General features: G+C 65.8%; 16 protein-coding genes. 10 read left to right on the top strand and 6 right to left on the bottom strand.

What is annotated here, in order from left to right:
• The first annotated feature begins 120 nt into the window (after window positions 1-120).
• The gene (locus tag Q0Q48_RS21090; RefSeq protein ID WP_295142150.1) at window positions 121-1,416 is read left to right on the top strand and encodes a PLP-dependent transferase; all 1,296 of its coding nucleotides are present in this window, start codon (window positions 121-123) and stop codon (window positions 1,414-1,416) included.
• A gap of 13 nt (window positions 1,417-1,429) precedes the next feature.
• Here Q0Q48_RS21090 and Q0Q48_RS21085 read toward each other — a convergent pair whose 3' ends face one another.
• Both Q0Q48_RS21085 and Q0Q48_RS21080 read right to left on the bottom strand, forming a co-directional pair.
• Window positions 1,430-2,026 carry a nitroreductase gene (locus Q0Q48_RS21085; RefSeq protein WP_295142147.1) on the bottom strand — a complete coding sequence of 199 codons (597 nt, stop codon included), beginning with the start codon at window positions 2,024-2,026 and terminating at the stop codon, window positions 1,430-1,432.
• Between the two features lie 43 nt (window positions 2,027-2,069).
• Window positions 2,070-2,546: a carboxymuconolactone decarboxylase family protein gene (locus Q0Q48_RS21080; protein WP_295142144.1), complete on the bottom strand. Its 477-nt coding sequence runs from the start codon at window positions 2,544-2,546 to the stop codon at window positions 2,070-2,072.
• 112 nt (window positions 2,547-2,658) lie between these two features.
• Between Q0Q48_RS21080 and Q0Q48_RS21075 the strand changes: the two genes are divergently transcribed.
• Entirely contained in the window at window positions 2,659-3,081 is a 423-nt protein-coding gene (locus tag Q0Q48_RS21075) for a GNAT family N-acetyltransferase (RefSeq protein ID WP_295142140.1), read from the top strand.
• Window positions 3,082-3,121: 40 nt separating this feature from the next.
• Here Q0Q48_RS21075 and Q0Q48_RS21070 read toward each other — a convergent pair whose 3' ends face one another.
• Window positions 3,122-4,126, bottom strand: coding sequence for a tripartite tricarboxylate transporter substrate binding protein (locus Q0Q48_RS21070; RefSeq protein WP_366915297.1), 1,005 nt, complete (start codon window positions 4,124-4,126; stop codon window positions 3,122-3,124).
• 160 nt (window positions 4,127-4,286) lie between these two features.
• Between Q0Q48_RS21070 and Q0Q48_RS21065 the strand changes: the two genes are divergently transcribed.
• From Q0Q48_RS21065 to Q0Q48_RS21030, 8 genes are all read left to right on the top strand, one after another.
• On the top strand, window positions 4,287-5,156 hold the full coding sequence (locus Q0Q48_RS21065; RefSeq protein ID WP_295142135.1) for a protein-L-isoaspartate O-methyltransferase: 870 nt from the start codon (window positions 4,287-4,289) through the stop codon (window positions 5,154-5,156).
• A gap of 178 nt (window positions 5,157-5,334) precedes the next feature.
• The gene (locus Q0Q48_RS21060) at window positions 5,335-8,019 is read left to right on the top strand and encodes a hypothetical protein (RefSeq protein ID WP_295142132.1); all 2,685 of its coding nucleotides are present in this window, start codon (window positions 5,335-5,337) and stop codon (window positions 8,017-8,019) included.
• Window positions 8,016-9,077 (top strand): alpha/beta hydrolase, encoded by a 1,062-nt coding sequence (locus tag Q0Q48_RS21055; protein WP_295142129.1) that lies wholly within the window; start codon window positions 8,016-8,018, stop codon window positions 9,075-9,077. The genes Q0Q48_RS21060 and Q0Q48_RS21055 overlap by 4 nt, the downstream gene beginning before the upstream one ends.
• Window positions 9,074-9,622 carry an HD domain-containing protein gene (locus Q0Q48_RS21050; protein ID WP_295142126.1) on the top strand — a complete coding sequence of 183 codons (549 nt, stop codon included), beginning with the start codon at window positions 9,074-9,076 and terminating at the stop codon, window positions 9,620-9,622. The genes Q0Q48_RS21055 and Q0Q48_RS21050 overlap by 4 nt, the downstream gene beginning before the upstream one ends.
• 224 nt (window positions 9,623-9,846) lie before the next feature.
• Window positions 9,847-11,610: an adenylate/guanylate cyclase domain-containing protein gene (locus Q0Q48_RS21045; RefSeq protein ID WP_295142124.1), complete on the top strand. Its 1,764-nt coding sequence runs from the start codon at window positions 9,847-9,849 to the stop codon at window positions 11,608-11,610.
• A gap of 54 nt (window positions 11,611-11,664) precedes the next feature.
• Window positions 11,665-12,702 (top strand): phosphatase PAP2 family protein, encoded by a 1,038-nt coding sequence (locus Q0Q48_RS21040; protein ID WP_295142122.1) that lies wholly within the window; start codon window positions 11,665-11,667, stop codon window positions 12,700-12,702.
• Between the two features lie 20 nt (window positions 12,703-12,722).
• On the top strand, window positions 12,723-13,766 hold the full coding sequence (locus tag Q0Q48_RS21035; RefSeq protein ID WP_295142119.1) for a G1 family glutamic endopeptidase: 1,044 nt from the start codon (window positions 12,723-12,725) through the stop codon (window positions 13,764-13,766).
• Between the two features lie 67 nt (window positions 13,767-13,833).
• A complete protein-coding gene (locus Q0Q48_RS21030) occupies window positions 13,834-14,757 on the top strand; it encodes a serine/threonine dehydratase (RefSeq protein ID WP_295142117.1) in 924 nt (307 codons plus the stop codon).
• Between the two features lie 18 nt (window positions 14,758-14,775).
• Here Q0Q48_RS21030 and Q0Q48_RS21025 read toward each other — a convergent pair whose 3' ends face one another.
• The 3 genes from Q0Q48_RS21025 to Q0Q48_RS21015 are packed head-to-tail and all read right to left on the bottom strand — an operon-like array spanning window position 14,776 to window position 16,933.
• On the bottom strand, window positions 14,776-15,354 hold the full coding sequence (locus Q0Q48_RS21025; RefSeq protein ID WP_295142115.1) for a hypothetical protein: 579 nt from the start codon (window positions 15,352-15,354) through the stop codon (window positions 14,776-14,778).
• Window positions 15,355-15,414: 60 nt separating this feature from the next.
• Window positions 15,415-15,972, bottom strand: a complete 558-nt coding sequence (locus tag Q0Q48_RS21020) for a hypothetical protein (protein WP_295142112.1) — start codon at window positions 15,970-15,972, stop codon at window positions 15,415-15,417.
• Between the two features lie 19 nt (window positions 15,973-15,991).
• On the bottom strand, window positions 15,992-16,933 hold the full coding sequence (locus Q0Q48_RS21015; RefSeq protein WP_295142109.1) for an oligopeptide/dipeptide ABC transporter ATP-binding protein: 942 nt from the start codon (window positions 16,931-16,933) through the stop codon (window positions 15,992-15,994).
• Between the last annotated feature and the right edge of the window lies 1 nt (window position 16,934).

Raw genomic sequence — 16,934 nt, 5'->3', positions numbered from 1 at the left:
GCGACGGTCGGTCCGGGGAGGCTGACTCCATCGTCCGCCTGTCGGACGTCGGCAGCCATTCCCTTTGACTGCGCCGCCGCTTGCCACGAGTTTGGCCGCTCGTCGCAAAGCGAGGCCATCATGACCAGTTCCCGCCATCCCGAGACCCTGTCGCTGCACGCCGGCTGGCGCGCCGACGCCACCACCGGTTCGGTCGCCGTGCCGATCCACCAGACCACCTCGTACCAGTTCCGCGACACCGAGCACGCGTCGAACCTGTTCGCGCTGAAGGAACTCGGCAACATCTACACGCGCATCGGCAACCCCACGCTCGACGTGCTGGAGCAGCGCATCGCCGCGCTCGAAGGCGGTGCGGCTGCGCTGGCCGTGAGTTCGGGGCAGGCGGCCTCCGCCTTCGCGATCCAGAACCTCGCCAAGGCCGGCGACAATGTCGTGAGCTCGACCGACCTGTACGGCGGCACGTGGAACCTGTTCGCCCACACGCTCAAGGACCAGGGCATCGAGGTCCGCTTCGTCGACCCGTCCGATCCGCAGGCGTTCGCGCGCGCCACCGACGACCGCACCCGTGCCTACTACGCCGAGACACTTCCCAATCCGAAGCTGGCGGTCTTCCCTATCCGGGAAGTGGCCGAAATCGGCCGGCCGCTCGGCATCCCGCTGATCGTCGACAACACGGCGGCGCCGATCCTGGCGCGGCCGTTCGATCATGGCGCCGCGGTCGTCGTCTATTCCGGCACCAAGTATCTCGGGGGCCACGGCAATTCGATCGCAGGCCTGATCGTCGATGGCGGAAACTTCGACTGGGGCGCGCATCCCAAGCGCCAGCCCGCGCTGAACACGCCGGATCCCAGCTATCACGGCGCCGTCTGGGTCGAGGCCGTGAAGCCGATCGGCCCCGTGGCCTACATCATCAAGGCGCGCACCACTTTGCTGCGCGACCTGGGATCGGCGCTGTCGCCGTTCAACGCCTTCCTGATCCTGCAGGGGATCGAGACGGTGACCCTGCGCATGGAGCGCCATGTGAGGAACGCGCAGGCGGTCGCCGACTTCCTCGCCAAGCGGCCCGAGGTCACGAAGGTCATCCACCCGTCGCAGCAGATCGGCGAGACGCGTCGGCGCGCAGATACCTATCTCAAGGGCGGCTATGGCGGGCTGGTCGGCTTCGAGCTGGCGGCGGGCCGTGAAGCGGGACGGCGCTTTATCGATTCGCTGAAGCTCCTCTATCACGTCGCCAATATCGGAGACGCGCGCAGCCTCGCGATCCATCCGGCCTCGACCACGCACTCCCAGCTCTCGGCCGAGGAGCAGCTCGCGACCGGCGTCTCGGACGGCTATGTGCGGCTGTCGATCGGCCTCGAGCATATCGACGACATCCTCGCCGATCTCGCCCAGGCGCTCGACGCGGCCGGCAAGTAGGGCGAAGTCCGGCTCAGCCGGGCGTCCATTCAGCAACGTGCGCGGCCCGGTCGGGCCGCGCCGGCACCGGGGCCGTCGAAGGCGCGGGTGTGCCGACGGCGAGGTGGCCGACGAGGCGCGACGGCGCCTCGAAGCCCAGCAGCCTGTTCACGTTCGCATCGTACACGTTGGGGCCTGTGACCCACATGCCACCATAGCCCAGCATGTGCAGCGCGTTGAGCATGTTCATGGCCGCGGCACCGGCGGCCAGCAGCTGTTCGATCTCGGGAATGTTGCCCGGCTTCATGATGGCGCCGACGGCGATGAGCATCGGCGTGCGCCGAACCCAGGCGCGATAGCGTTCGGCGAGCGTCGCGGCATTCGCCGGATCACGCACGGTGGCGGCCTCGGCCAGCTTTTCGGCGTAGGCCAGGCGGGCGTCGCCGCGGATGATGACGAAGCGCCAGGGCTTCAGCCGCCCGTGATCGGGTGCGCGGAGGCCGGCATCCAGGATGAGGTCGAGGTCGGCTCCCTCGGGCGCGGGCTCCTGCAAGGTGCCCGCCGAACGGCGGGACAGCAATTGGTCGAGGGCGAGGAGGCGAGGCTCGCGCGCATGGGTGACGTCAGGCATGACAGCATCTCTAGCCTAATTGCAAACGATTGTCATTTGCGTATTAGGCAGCTGCCCGCGCTGTCCTCTGGATCGGCGGGGCGAAGCGGAAGGCCGCACCCAGCCGGTTCCAGGCATTGATCGTGGCGATCGAGACCGACAGGAAGGTGACCTCTTCTTCGCTGAAGTGCAGGCGGACCGCCTCGTAGGCTTGGTCCGGCACGCTGTGGCCCACCAGGCGCGTCAGCGTCTCTGCCCAGGCCAGCGCCGCGCATTCCCGCTCTGAGAAGATGCCGGCCTCTTCCCACGTGGCGACCAGGTCCAGCTTCTCCTGCGGTAGGCCGAGCTTGCGCGAGACGTTGAGGTGGATCTGAAGGCAGAAGGCGCAGTTGTTGAGCTGCGAGACGCGCAGTTTCACCAGTTCGATGATCTGCTTGTCGATCCCCGAATCGTCGGCCTGCTTGCCCATCGCGATCAGCGACCGCTGGGCGACGGGCGCGATCTTCGCGAAGGCATCGTAGGTGAGACGGGGCTGGGACATCGCTGGCTCCTAATATCAGAATACTGATAGTAGGCCCGGGTCGCCGCTTGGCAAGGCCGGGAGCGCCGCCTACCGTGCATCGACACTCGCGCCCACACATGAGGCCACAACCATGATCGTTCGTGACGCCGGCAAGGACGACCTTGCGGCAGTCCATCTCCTGATCGGGCAGTTGGGCTACCCCGTCGATCCGCGGGAATTCCAGATGCGCTTCGAGCGGGTCGCGGCGACTTCGGATCATCGGATTTTCGTTGCCGAAGAAGATGGCCGTGTCGCTGGCGTGCTGCATGCCTTCGTGCGACCGGCCTTGGAGAAGCCCTGTGAAGTCGTCGTGCAGGCGCTCGTCGTCGAAGCCGAGCGGCGCAGCGCCGGCGTCGGCGAGGCGCTGATGCGCGAGGCCGAAGCGTGGGGTGCCGGCCGAAGCCTGCCCTCGACCGCTCTCTACACCCGTATCGATCGCGACCGGTCGCGGGCCTTCTACGAGCGTCTTGGCTATCGCCTGAAGGGAACGTCCCACCTCATGGGGCGGCCCTAGCGAATTATGGTCGTGCGGGAAGTCAGGGCGCCCCCGGCAATCAGTTCACGTCGAGCTTCAGGCCTTCCTTGTCGATGACGCCTTTCCATTGCGCGATCTGCGCGTTCACGAAGTCGTTGAACTGCGCCGGCGTGCCGTAGGCGGGGAAGCCCGCCATGGTCTTGATCCGCTCCAGGGTCTTCGGGTCGGCGAGCCTCGCCTTCATCTGGGCGTTGAGCGAATCGACGATGGGCTTGGGTGTGTTGGCCGGCAGGAACACGCCGAACCAGGTCGAGACGTCGAACGGCTTCAGCTCCGGCATGGTCTCGCAGATCGGGACCAGGTCGGGGGTGAGCGGGTTGCGCTGCGCCGAGGTGAGGCCGAGAGCCCGCAGCTTGCCCGCCCGCACGAACTCGATCGCGGTCGTGAGATTGTCGAAGAAGAACTGGGTGACGCCGGCGGTCAGGTCGGTGAGCGCCGGTGCGGCGCCGCGATAGGGAATGTGCTCGGCCTTTGTGCCCGTGAGCTGCAGGAACCACGCGCCGCATAGATGGGGCGACTGGCCGGTGCCGGACGAGGCGTAGGAGGCCTTGCCGTTCTGGGCCTTCAGCCAGGCCACGAACTCGGGCACCGTCTTGGCCGGTACCGACGGGTGGACGACCAGGACGTTGGGGGCGGTGATGGCGTTGGACACCGGGATCAGGCTGGCCGGCGTGTAGGGCATGTTGCGGTAGAGCGAATAGGCAATCGACTGCGGGCCGATATTGCCCATCAGGATCGTGTTGCCGTCCGGCGCTGATTTGACGACCTCGGTCGAGCCGATGACGCCGCCGGCGCCCGACTTGTTGTCGACGACGCAGGACTGGCCCCAGGCTTCCGTCAGATAGGACGCCAGCAGGCGGGCGGCGATGTCGGTGGTGCCGCCCGGTGCGGCCGGGACGACCATGCGCACGTTCTGGGTCGGCTTCCAGGGGGCCTGGGCCTGCAGGCCACGGGGCAGGAGAGCGGCGGCGGGCAGGGCGGCGGCGGCCCCCAGGGCGGTGCGCCGGGTCAGATTGCGGGTCATCATGTCCTCCCTTGATTCGTATTTGTTACCGATCCCCTAGCATGGCCGCGCTGGCAAATCCGCCACAATTCCCGTATCTATTCGACGTGCGGCCGCCTCGAATCGCCGGGCTTTTCCGGTGTTTTTCCCTCTCAATGTGTCCGCGCCAAGGAGGAATATCTTGAAGAGACGTACTTTCGTCTCCGGCTCGGTTGCGCTCGCCGCCGGTGCTCTGGCCGCCCCGGCCATCGCTGCCACGATCAAGCCCTACAGCTGGGACCTCAACCCGCCGATGGACTCGCGTGAGAACTTCATCGCCTGGGGCAAGGCCCGCGGTGAGGACCCCGTGTTCCTCGGCCAGCGCTGGGACCGCTTCCAGGCCCTGATCAAGAACAAGGACATCTGGGGCCAGGCGACCATGCGCGCCTTCCTGCTCACCCCGCGCGAAGAATTCTCCGCGATCAGCCCGGCGATCGCCAAGCGCGCCTATGAGCATGCCTTCCTCGACATCGGCTATGGCGTGACCATGTCCGGCCCGCACGTCCAGGGCCGCATGACCAACGTCATCGACGTCAAGCGCGGCGAGAAGGTGCTCGAGATCGGCACCGGTTCGGGCGTGCAGTCGGCCTACATCGCCAACCTCACCGAGAACGCCTACACGATCGAGATCATCGCGCCGCTCGCCCAGCGGACGCGGGGCCTCTACGACAAGCTGATCGACAAGGGCTACACCGAGTTCAAGCACATCAAGACCAAGAACGCCGACGGCTTCTACGGTTGGGAAGAAGCCGCCCCGTTCGACAAGATCATCGTGACCTGCGGCATCGACCACGTGCCGCCGCCGCTGCTCCAGCAGCTCAAGTCCGGTGGCCTGATGGTGATCCCGGTCGGCCCGCCGGGCGCGCAGCGCGTGCTCAAGGTGACCAAGACGCAGGCCGCCGACGGCTCCATCACCACGAGCCGCGAGGACATCTACGGCGGCAAGATCGTGCCGTTCGTGCCCTTCACCAAGCTCGAAGGCGACAAGATCGTCGGCACGCACAACCGCTAAAGGTTGTAGGCTGTCGTCACGGTACCGGTGTCATCCCGAGCGAAGCGAGGGACCTTTCGCGACCAGCAAGGGTCCCTCGGCCTGCGGCCTCGGGATGACAGTCAAGATCGGAACGGCTGAAAGCCTTCCCCTCTAGAGATCGCACAAAGCGATCCAACAAGAACAACGGAGATCCCCCTTGTCCATCACGGTCGATCTCGATCATCGCCCGCCGCTCGCATTCTATCTGTCCGTAGGCCTGGTTGCCGGCAGCATCATCGCGCTGCAGATCGGCATCATGCGCGTGTTCTCCGTCGGCAGCTGGGCCCATTTCGGCTCGCTGGTGGTGAGCCTCGCCATGTTCGGCTTCGGTCTCACCAGTGCCGTGATGTGCGTCGGCAAGAGCTGGTTCGAGCGTCACTGGGTCGGCTCCGTGAAGGGTGCCCTGCTGGCCTTCGGGCCGCTGATGGTGGTGTGCAACCTCGCCGCCCAGCAGGTGCCGTTCAATGCGATCTTCCTGATCTCCGACCCGATGCAGAAGTGGCGCCTGTTCGCCAACTTCGTGCTCTACTTCCTGCCCTTCCTCGCGGGTGCGCTGTATCTCGGTGTCATCTTCCTGAAGGCGCAGAAGACCTTCAACCGTGTCTACTTCGCCGATCTCGTCGGCTCGGGCCTGTGCGGCCTCACCGTGCTGCTGGCCATGTATGCCTGGCGGCCCGACGATCTGATCATGGCGCCGCTGCTGCTCTGGCTGGCCGGTGGAATCCTGTGGTTCGTGGCGCTGGGCGATCGCAAGGGCATGGCGGCCATTGTCATCGTCGCCATCCTGTCGGCGGCCGTGCACCATCTGGCGCCGCAGGTGCTGGGCATCCCCAAGCTCGCCGTGTCCGACTACAAGGGCGTCTCCTACGCCCGCAAGTTCCCCGATGCCGTGCGCGTCTACGAGCGGGCCTCGCCGTTCGGCTACATCGAGGTCTATTCCAGCTCCTACCTGCATTTCGCGCCGGGCCAGTCCGACAATGCGGCCTTCAACCTGAAGAAGATGCCGTCCAACGCCTATCTCGGCCTCTACATCGATTCCGAAGGCCCGGCCGGCATCATTAAGGACCTGCCGGCCGACGAGACGGCGTACTTCAAGTACCTGCCGATGTACTACCCGTACCTGCTGGAGAAGGACCCGAAGACCTTCGTGGTCCAGTTCGGCGGCGGCATCTCGACGGCGGTGGCGCTGAAGTCGGGGTCCAGCCAGGTCACGGTGGCCGAGGGCAATCCCGCGCTGCTTACCGCCTTCCGCGAAGACAAGTTCCTGCGCGACTTCACCGGCGACATCCTGAACAACCCCAAGGTCAAAGTCGTCGACTATGACGGCCGCCTCTACGTCGCCCATACGAAGAACCGCTACGACGTGATCGACCTGTCGCTGGCCGATTCGGCCGGCCTGTCGAGCCCCGGCGGCTTCTCGATCGTCGAGAAGTATTCGTACAGCCGCGAGGCGATGAGCGCCTACATGCGCGCCCTGACGCCAGGCGGAATCCTGTCGGTGACCTTGTGGAACAAGGAAGAGCCGCCGAAGTCGGTGCTGAAGCTCTATGCGACGATGGCTGCCGCGGCCCGCGACGTCGATGGCGGCAAGGACATCGCCCAGAAATTCTACGTCGTCTCGTCCTACCTCTCGACCGCCACCGTCCTCTACAAGCGCGACGGCTTCACGCCGGCGGAGATCGAGCTGCTCAACGCCCACACCAAGGCGATGTCGTTCGACGAGATCTACTATCCCGGCCTGAAGGTCGACACGGCCGACCTGAAGCAGATCCTGCAGGACTATCACGACCAGTTCTTCTTCGCCGGCCAGGCGGTCGATCCGACCGCGCCCGCAGAGTCGGAACCCAACGACAAGCCGCCTCCCGGCATGACGACCGAAGCCGCGCCGGGCGCCACGCCGACCGACGCCACGCCGACCGACGCCGCGCCGCCGACGCCCAAGGTTCCGGCCACCGTGCTGGGCCGCCTCGCCTGGCACTATCTGATCGACGGCGGCTGGCAGAAGGTCGCTGACGAATACGTCTTCGATACCCGCATCCTGACCAACCACCAGCCGTACTTCGCCGCCTACATCAAGGTGCCGGACCTGCTGAAGTTCACCGACCGGCTCGAGCTGGTGCAGGACGAGTGGGGCTACCTGCTGCTGTGGGCGACGCTCGGCATCGCCACGGTCTTCGCGTTGACCCTGGTGCTGTTCCCGGTCGTGTTCGGCTGGCGCACCATCTTCAGTCGCTACCCCGGCAAGGCCGGCACGATGCTGTACTTCCTGTGCCTCGGCCTGGGCTACATCATCGTCGAGGTGGGCATGATCTCCCACTTCATCCTGGCCCTCTCCAACGCCACGGTCTCGGCATCGGTGCTGATCACCGGCATGCTGGTCTTCTCCGGCATGGGCAGCTTCTTCTCCGAGCGCTTCCTCGACCGGGCCCGCAGCTTCATGCCCAAGGTCTTCCTGGCGATCTTCGCGATCCTGGCGACCTATGCCTTCACCATTGACTACGCGCTCGACTGGATCGGCACGCTGCCCTACGCGCTGCGCATCCTGCTCTGCCTGCTGATCGTGTTCCCGCCGGCCTTCCTCATGGGCTTCCCCATGCCGACCGCGATGACGATGCTGGGCCGCCTCGGCAAGGACCACATGTTCCTGTGGGCCTGGGGCATCAACGGCTGCTTCTCGGTGATCGGCGCCGCGCTGGTGCCGATCGTGGCGACCAGCTTCGGCCTGCCGGCCGTGGTGCTGGTCGGCGCCTTTGCCTACCTGATCGCGCTGCCGGCCTTCTTCTCCGTCATCATGCCGCTCCAGCCCCGGGCGACGGGGGGAGCGCGGTCCGCCGTCGCGTGAAGCGGCGGGCGCTGCTGCTGGGGGCTCTCCTGATGCCGACCGCCGCGCACGCCCAGCCCAAGAAACCCAAGAAGCCCAGCAAGCGGCAGGCTGCCAAGCCTGCCGCGAAGGCCGCGCCGGTGCAGGCTGCGAAGCCCGCCCCGGCCGCGCCGCCGCCAGGCCTGAAAGAGGCGAAGACGCAGCTCGCGGCCTTCGACGCCTCGCCCTTTCCCTATCGCGGCTTCATCCCGGAGACGACCAAGCCCTTCCTCGACGCGCGTGACGGCAAGCGGCGCGGCCATACGACGGGGCGCGGCGACGTCTATTGGGAGGAAACGACCTACAGCGATCGCCGCTCGCTGCTTTACCTGCCGCAGGGCTTCGATCCGGCGCGGCCGGTGCTGATCGTGCTGTTCCTCCACGGTCAGGGCGCCACCCTGGAGCGCGACGTCGTACTGCGCCAGGCCGTGTCGCGACAGGTCGACGAGTCGGGGATGAACATCGCCCTGGTGGCGCCGCAGCTCGCCTACGACGCCCTGGATTCGAGCGCCGGCAATTTCTGGCGCGGCGGACATTTCGCCAGATATCTCGACGAGGCGGCGGAACGGCTGATGCGCCTCTACGGCAACCGCAGCGCCGGCCGTGGCTTCAACCTCGCGCCGGTGACCATCGCGGCCTATAGCGGCGGCTACCTGTCGGCCGCCTATGCGCTGGAGCGCGGCGGCGCCAACCATCGCGTGAACGGGCTGATCCTGCTGGATGCGCTCTATGGCGAGGAGGCCAAGTTCGCCGCCTGGTTCGCGGCCCGCCGCCGGCAGGCCTTCCTGCTGAGCGCCTTCACCGATTCGACCAAGGACGAGAACGCGATGCTGCAGGCGCTCTTGACCAAGCGGCGTATTCCTTTCACCCGCACTGTCCCGAAAGCGCTGACGCCGGGCACCGCCTGCTTCCTGGGGCCGACGGGCGGACTCGACATGCATGGCGATTTTGTTACGCGCGCGTGGCAGGTGGACCCTTTGAAGCAGGCGCTTTCCATGATTCCCGGCTTCGTCCCGGTTCATGGTAAAAAGAGCGCATGAGCGATACACTGCGCCAGGAACTCCTGGAAATCTTCGCCGGCCGCGCCACGCGGCGCTACGGCCTCTCCGACATCAACCAGCTCCAGCATGCGCTGCAGTCGGCGGCGCTGGCAGAAGCGGATGGCGCACCGGCGGCGACCGTACTGGCCTCGCTGCTGCACGATGTCGGACACATGATCCACGGGCTGGGCGAAGACCCGGCCTCGCAGGGCGTCGATGACGTGCATGAGGAGCTGGGCGCGCAATGGCTGGCCGAGCGATTCGAGCCTGCCGTCAGCGAGCCGGTCCGCCTGCATGTGACGGCCAAGCGTTATCTCTGCACCGTCGAGTCCGACTATTTCGGCAAGCTGGCGGCCGACTCGGTACGCAGCCTCGAACTGCAGGGCGGCCTGATGTCGCCGGACGAGGTCGAAGCCTTCCGCGCCAATCCGTATCACGCCGAAGCGGTACGGCTCAGGCGCTACGACGAAGAAGCCAAGGACCCGCGCGCCAGCACGCCGGACTTCGACCATTACCTGCGTCACGTCCCGGCCTGCCGGAAGTGATTCCCGGCCGAGGGAAATTGCCGCTTGATGACTCCTGGGGCGACCGGTTCCCGGTTGCCGCACACCTGGCGATGTTCTTCGCGCGCCCTTGAATACGGCATTTTGTATGTGAAATTGAACGGGCGCGGTCAGTGCAGCGGTAACGCCTGTGTGTCCGAACATCAGTTTCATTTACCGTGCGGATAGGTTAGCCTCGCGCCAATTAGCCTGCTTCGCGAGTCGCCATGACACAGGTGCAACGACGGGTAGCTGCCATCCTGGTCGCGGATGTGGTTGGCTACACGCGCCTGATTGAAGCGGCGGAGGAAGAAACCCACCGTGAGTTGATGCGACTGCTGGACGAGGTCATCGGGCCGGCGATCCTCGGGCATCAGGGCAAAATCGTGAAGAACACTGGAGATGGCTTCTTGGCGATCTTCCAGGATGCCGGCGCGGCGACCAGTTGCGCCCTGGCACTTCAGAAGGCGATCGCGGTTGCGACGGCCGGCCAGCCGCCCAGTCTGAGGCTGACGTTCCGGATGGGCGTCAATTTCTCGACCGTCATCACCGAGAAGGATGACGTGTTCGGCGATGGCGTGAACATCGCGGCTCGCCTGCAAGCTTACGCCGAACCCGGCGACGTGATCGTCTCGCAATCCGTTGTCGACGAGCTCGAACCGGCAATACGCCGGACGGCAGTCGATCTGGGCGAGTTGCAGTTGCGCAACCACCGGCAGCCGGTGCGCGTCTTCGCGCTTCGGCCCGAACCGAATGCCAGCTCGCCGCAGCGCTTGGGCGAAGCGGCCGTCGGGGAGGAAGCGAGACCTTCGATCGCGGTGCTGCCGTTCCGCACGAACCATCCCGAAGGAGCGGCCGACTATGTTGCCCTCGGCGTCGTCGATGCGATCGTCCACGGACTGTCTGGTCTCAAGGAACTGTTCGTCATCTCCCGCGGATCGACCCTGGCCTATGGTCGCCGTCGGGCCGACCCCATCGCCGTGGGGCGGAAGCTGGGTGTCCGGTACATTCTCGCGGGTGGCGTGCTCCATGCGGGAGATCGTCTGCGGATCAACACCGAGCTTACCGACACCCTCAATGGAACGATCGTTTCCAACGACAACCACGATGGCTCGTCGGCCGAGTTGTTCGATTTGCAGGACCGCATCGCACTCAAGCTGGTGAAGACCATCGCGCCGAACGTGCGCGAGCGTGAACTGAAGCGCTCCCTGCGCAAGCATTCGAGCAGCATGACGGCCTACGATCTGTTGCTCCAGGCCCTGGATCTCCTCTACCGGATGGATGCCGACAGCTTCCGGGAGGCCCGCGGACTGCTGCAACAGGCCATTGCCCTCGATCCGGGCTACGCGCCTCCCTATACCTACGCGGCCTTGTGGCACGTGTTTCGCGTCGGCGAGATCGGCTCGCCAGACCCGGACGCGGATGCGCGCGCGGCAGCCGACCGGGCGTCCGCCGCCATAGAACGTGACGGCAACGATGCCCTGGCTTTGGCTATCTATGGCCACGTCCAGGCGTTTCTCCTGCATGACACCGGAACGGCCCTTCGCTTCCTCGACCGGGCGATCGAGGCGGGGCCAAGCGTCGCCATGGCCTGGACCATGAGCAGTGCGACTCGCGGCTTCGTCGGCGATGGCGCCCTGGCGGTGGCGCACGCAGAGCGCGGCCAGCGGCTGGCACCGGCGGATCCCTATACGTTCTGGCACGAGGGAATTCTGGCCCAAGCCTACTACGTAAGCGGCGACTACGGGCAGGCGGTGACGTGGGCGCGCAGCGCCGTCGCGCAGAACCGGTCCATTCGATTCACCTTGCGAACCCTGATCGCGAGCCTCGTGGCCGGAGGGCGTCAGGCGGAGGCCGAGGCTGCCGCCCGGCGCCTGATCCAGGTGCAACCCGACTTTCGATTGGGCGCCTACGCTCAGCGCTGCCCGTTCGTCGAGCCCATCCTTGGAAACTGGATTGGACAGCTGCGGGCCGCGGGCCTGCCGGAATGAGGAGTGCATAGTCCTTGTGAGTTTCTCGAGCAGACATTGGGAGGAGAGGCTGCAATGAGCAACACGGGCAACACCGGCAACACTGGAAATACGGGCAACACCGGCAATACGGGCAACGCGGGCATCAATGGCGATGTCGGTGGCGGCTGGATTCTGCCGGACCGCGCAGACTTCCCATTTGTTATGGAGACTTATCCAATTCCTGGAAATCCGCCGGGGCGGATATCGGACTTGCACCGGCGTGTCTATATTCGGGACACAACCATAGGTGGCCAGCGTAAGACAGTTGAGTTTCGCACTTTACCTTACCCCAATGGCAACGTCGCCCGGTTCCATGATCGCAACTGGACGGGGCGCTGGTATGCATGGCGTGTACTGAGGGAATTCACGGCAGCCCGCTGGGCGGGAAAGACGTGGAATACCCGGGCGCTCAACGATGCTCTCGCCCAGAAGCTACTCGATGTCTATGCCCCTGTTGGTCAAGGTTCGACCATCCAGGAAATCGAATGGGAAACATTGCTTGCGATGGCGCGCGACGAACGGGCCTCGGCATTGGGTGAGATCCTGACTCAGGACGTGGAGTTCATAACGGCATTCATGGAGGCACTCGCCATCACGCCGGGCTCGCACTATCGCACTTTCCGCATGCTGCACATCGCGAGTCTGATCGGGTCGTTTGCAGCGCTTCACTACAAGCATGTGTTTGACAGGCCGAGACCGTCCTGGGAACTGCCTGCTCTGATGCCGCCTATACCGGTTCCGGGACACTCATCCTTCCCAAGCGGGCACGCGACGCAAGCACATCTGATGGCAAAGTGCATGGGATTGGTATTCGATCTGGCGATCCCAGTGCTTGCCCATAAAACCGCACTGAGGGAGACGCTGAACGCTCTCGCGCGGAGGGTGGCGCGCAACCGTGAAATTGCGGGTCTGCACTATCCGAGCGACTCCGATGCCGGTGAGCATATTGCCAGCCATGTGCTGGATCGCCTCAGGACTCTTAGTGCCTCGGATGAAGCGGCAACTGCATACGGCCCGTTCGCGACATTTGATGTTGCCTTGGATGCTGCGGTTGAGGAGTGGCGACCCTAGAAGGCCAGGGAGTATTCAAGATGCTCAATCTCGAAGGCGTCCCGCCGCTCGTGGCCGCGGCATTGAACTGCCTGTATGACAGAACTCATTTTGCGGAATGCCCGCCCGAGTCGTTTGATCCTCTCGGCTCGGGTGTCGACGATGCCATCAGGCTGCGATTTGGCTTGCCAACATTGGATAGCTGGACGCCGGGCACGCAAAGCTATCAATTCCGGTGGAACTTCCTCGCTCGACCTGCGTCGGGCGCTCCGATCCGGTTTGTGAAGGCGATCCCGCCGGCGCTTGCGGGGAGCCGACTGTTGACGACCCATACGGCACCAACGACGCCGCATTCGTGGCCTTCCCAGAAAAGCAGCAACTGGTCGGGCGCCTATGTTGCTCCCCGTAGCGGGCGCAGCATCGTGTCGGTCATGGCCAACTGGGTCGTGCCAGCGGTGACCGCACCCACAGGAGGCGTGGCAACCGAGTACAGGAACTCGACGTGGATAGGACTCGACGGGCAAAGGTCCTACAAGGATTCCACGCTGCCTCAGATCGGCACGTCTCAGTTCTGGGTCGCCGCGACGGGGGCGGCGACATACGGGAGCTGGTACCAATGGTGGGCGCGCGGCCAGCATGTGCCGCCTGTACCGCTCAACCTGCCGGTAAGGCCGGGCGACGAGATCAGCGCCATCATAACGGCGCTCGACTCCTCGACTGTTCGCTTCAACATCAAGAACGTTTCCCTCGGGTTGATCCTCCAGGCGTTCGATGTCGGTGCGCCCCCGGGATATACGGTGTCGGGTGGTACGGCCGAGTGGATCATGGAACGGCCGAGTCCGCTGGGAATGGATGGATGGGCCCCTTATGAGCTACCGGCCTATCAGCCGTTTTCCTTCACCGGCTGCATCGCGGAAGCCAGAGCATCGGCTGACACGACGGCGACGCCGATCGACCTTGAACTGGCACGCCTGATCCGCATGTACGAGATCGTGCAGTCGCCACGTAGCATTCGAACCATCTCTTCCGCGAAGAAGGTACTCGCGTCTCCCCAGCGGCTGGAACTGACATATCTCGGCAATTGAGAAATTGCTCCGGAAAGCGGCCGCCTGGCGTTGCAGCGTGGGGACATAAGCGGCACAAGTCGTTGCCATGATCTCCCGTTCCAACGTCGAGGCCGCTTGGGGCCTGATCCGGCCGCATGTGCGTCGCACCCCGGTCATCGAACTAGCTGCCGGATCGCTCGGCGTGACGGCACCGCTGGCGCTGAAGCTCGAATCGTTGCAGGTCAGCGGCTCGTTCAAGGGACGCGGCGCATTCCATAAGCTCCTCGCCTCGAAGGTGCCGGCCGCGGGCATCGTCGCGGCCTCGGGTGGCAATCACGGCGCCGCCGCGGCCTATGCCGCGCGCGCCCTGGGCCACAAGGCCGAGATCTTCGTGCCGACCATCGCCGCGCCCGCCAAGGTCGCGCGGCTGCGCAGCTACGGCGCGGTCGTGCATCAGATCGGTGCCGTTTATGCCGAGGCGCGTGCTGCGTCCGAGAAGCGGGCGGCGGAGACGGGCGCGCTGATCGTGCCGGCCTATGAGGACGAGGTCGTATTCGCCGGCGCCGGCAGCGTCGCACTGGAATTTGCCGAGCAGGCGGAATTCGACACGCTGCTGATCGCCGTCGGCGGCGGCGGCCTGATCGCCGGTTGCGCCGCCGCGATCGGCTCGTCGAAGAAGATCGTCGCCGTCGAGACCGAGGGCACGCCGACCCTGCACGAGGCGCTGAAGGCCGGGAAGCTGGTCGACGTCGCGATCTCCGGCATCGCAGCCGATGCGCTGGGCGCCAGCCGGATCGGCACGCCCAACTTCGAGGTCGCCCGCACGCTGGTCCGCGACTCCGTGCTGGTCACCGACGAGGCCGTGCGCGAGACGCAGCGCGCGCTGTGGGACGAATTGCGCACCGTCGCCGAACCGGCCGGTGCGACCGGCCTCGCTGCGCTGCGTGCGGGCGCGTATCGTCCCGCACCGGGCGAACGCGTCGCTACGCTGATCTGCGGCGCCAACACCGACCCAGGCTCGGTAGCGTAGCCAAAAGCATCGGCGGCGCTATTTGGCGGCCGGCTTCAGCGATACCAGATCGAGGGTGATCGTCTTGCCGGGCGTGCGCCAGTCGGGAAAGCTTTCCCTGACCGAGGCGGACACGGCCGGCGCCCACCAATGGATGTCGCGGCGGTTCGACTCGGCCTTGCTTCCCTCGACCCGGAAGGCGTCGAAGGTGCCGGCCGGCACGGTGATCTTCTCGTACGCCGCGACGGTCGTTGTCACGGTGGAAGTGTAGCTCTTGCCGTCGCGTCCCACGACAGTGACCGCATTCGTGATCTTGTTTCCGACCGTGAGCGGCCACAGTGCCTTGAGGTCCAGTCCTTTTGCGAAGGACTCGCCCTGTGCGTCGACGGAGCCGACGAGGCCGCCGTGCATGCGCAGCGTCTCGGTCTTGCCGTTCGAGAGGCTGTCGTACAGGCAGACAGTGCCATCTTGCCCGGAGGCGGTGTTCACCTTTTCCAGCCCGTCGCCCTTGTAGCTGAATTGGGTGCCGCTGGCCGGGCACTGGAAGGAGGCGGTCTGCGCACAGACGCTGCCTGCGCCAAGGGCGGCGAACAGGGCTATGAGAGCAACCGACTTCATGGGCTTGATCCTCCGGGGGCAGGCGACTAGGCGCGTCGGAAGGCTTCAAGTCAAACCGGGCTACCGCGAGACCTCGGTCACCACCGCACGGTTGGCCTTGCCGGCGCCGTCGCTGAAATCGTAGCGGATGGCGAACCTGTCGGCGGGCGAGATCCACCAGCGCGAGATCGTGCGCTGGCCCTTGTCGCCGGTCTCGTTCATCTCGACCAGGAAGGCATCGATCATCTTGTCGCCCGGTCCGGTGCGCCGCTCGTACCGCGCCACGGCGAGCGTGTAGGCCCAGGTGCCGTTGCCGACCCTGTAGCTCGCCTCGATCTTCTTGCCGACCTCGAGCGGCCACAGGCGCTCAGGCCGCAGCGCCGCGAGGAAGGCGGTCAGGTCGGCACCGTCGGCCGAGGGATTGTCGAACAGCAGGGCGCGAAGCTTGAAGGGCTTCCCGCCGACGCGCTCCATGGTGCAGTCCATGCCATCGTGACCGCGCGCCACGACCTTGACGCCACTGTCGTAGGTGAAGGTCGTGCCCGGGGCGGGGCAGGCGAACTCCATGGTCTGGGCGGAAGCAGCGCCGGCGAAGGTACCGGTGGCAAGCAGGGCAGCGACGAGGGCGGGCAGTCTCATGGCCCGGATCATAGCCAAATCAGACGAAATGGCACGCCGCCTGCGCGCCGTTGGCGACCGGGCGTAAGACGGGCTTCTCGACCCGGCAACGATCCTGGGCCATGGGGCAGCGCGAATTGAACGGGCAGCCCGGCGGCGGGTCGAGCGGGCTGGGCAGCTCGCCCTGCAGCACCGCGCGCTGGCGCGCGCGGGCGAGCCTGGGGTTGGCGATCGGCGCGGCCGCCAGCAGGGCCCTGGTGTAGGGGTGCTGCGGGCTCTTCCAGATCTGATCGCGGCCGCCGACCTCGAACAGCATGCCGAGATACATCACCGCCACCCGGTCGGCGATGTGCTCGACCACGCTGAGATCGTGGCTGATGAAGAGATAGGAGACGCCGAACTGGCTCTTCAGGTCCTCGAGCAGGTTGATGACCTGGGCGCGCACCGAGACGTCGAGCGCCGAGACCGGCTCGTCGCAGATGATCAGCCTGGGGCTGAGCGCGAGGGCGCGGGCGATGCCGATGCGCTGGCGCTGGCCGCCGGAGAATTCGTGCGGGTAGCGCTGCTTGGCGTCGCTCGGCAGTCCGACCCAGCGCAGCAGAGTCTCGACCCGCTCGGCGGTGGCGTCGGCCTTCCAGCCGGCCAGCACCAGCGGCTGGGCGACTGAGCGGCCCACGGTCGAGCGCGGGTTCAGCGAGCCGTAGGGATCCTGGAAGATCATCTGCACCTTGCGGCGCATGTCGGTGAGCTGGTCGCGATCGAGCGGGGCGATATCGACGCCCTCGACCAGGATCTCACCGCCGGTGACGGGCACCAGCTTCATGATCGCCTTGCCCAGGGTGGACTTGCCGCAGCCGGATTCGCCCACCAGGCCCAGGGTCTCGCCCACCGCGAGGTCGAGGCTGACGCCATTGACGGCGCGCACGACGCCGCCCGCGGTGTTGAACTGGACGCGCACGTCTCGCAGGGACAGCAACGACATG

Source organism: uncultured Reyranella sp., from assembly GCF_945957355.1.
Classification (GTDB): domain Bacteria; phylum Pseudomonadota; class Alphaproteobacteria; order Reyranellales; family Reyranellaceae; genus Reyranella.
This window is presented reverse-complemented; position numbering and strand designations above follow the sequence as displayed.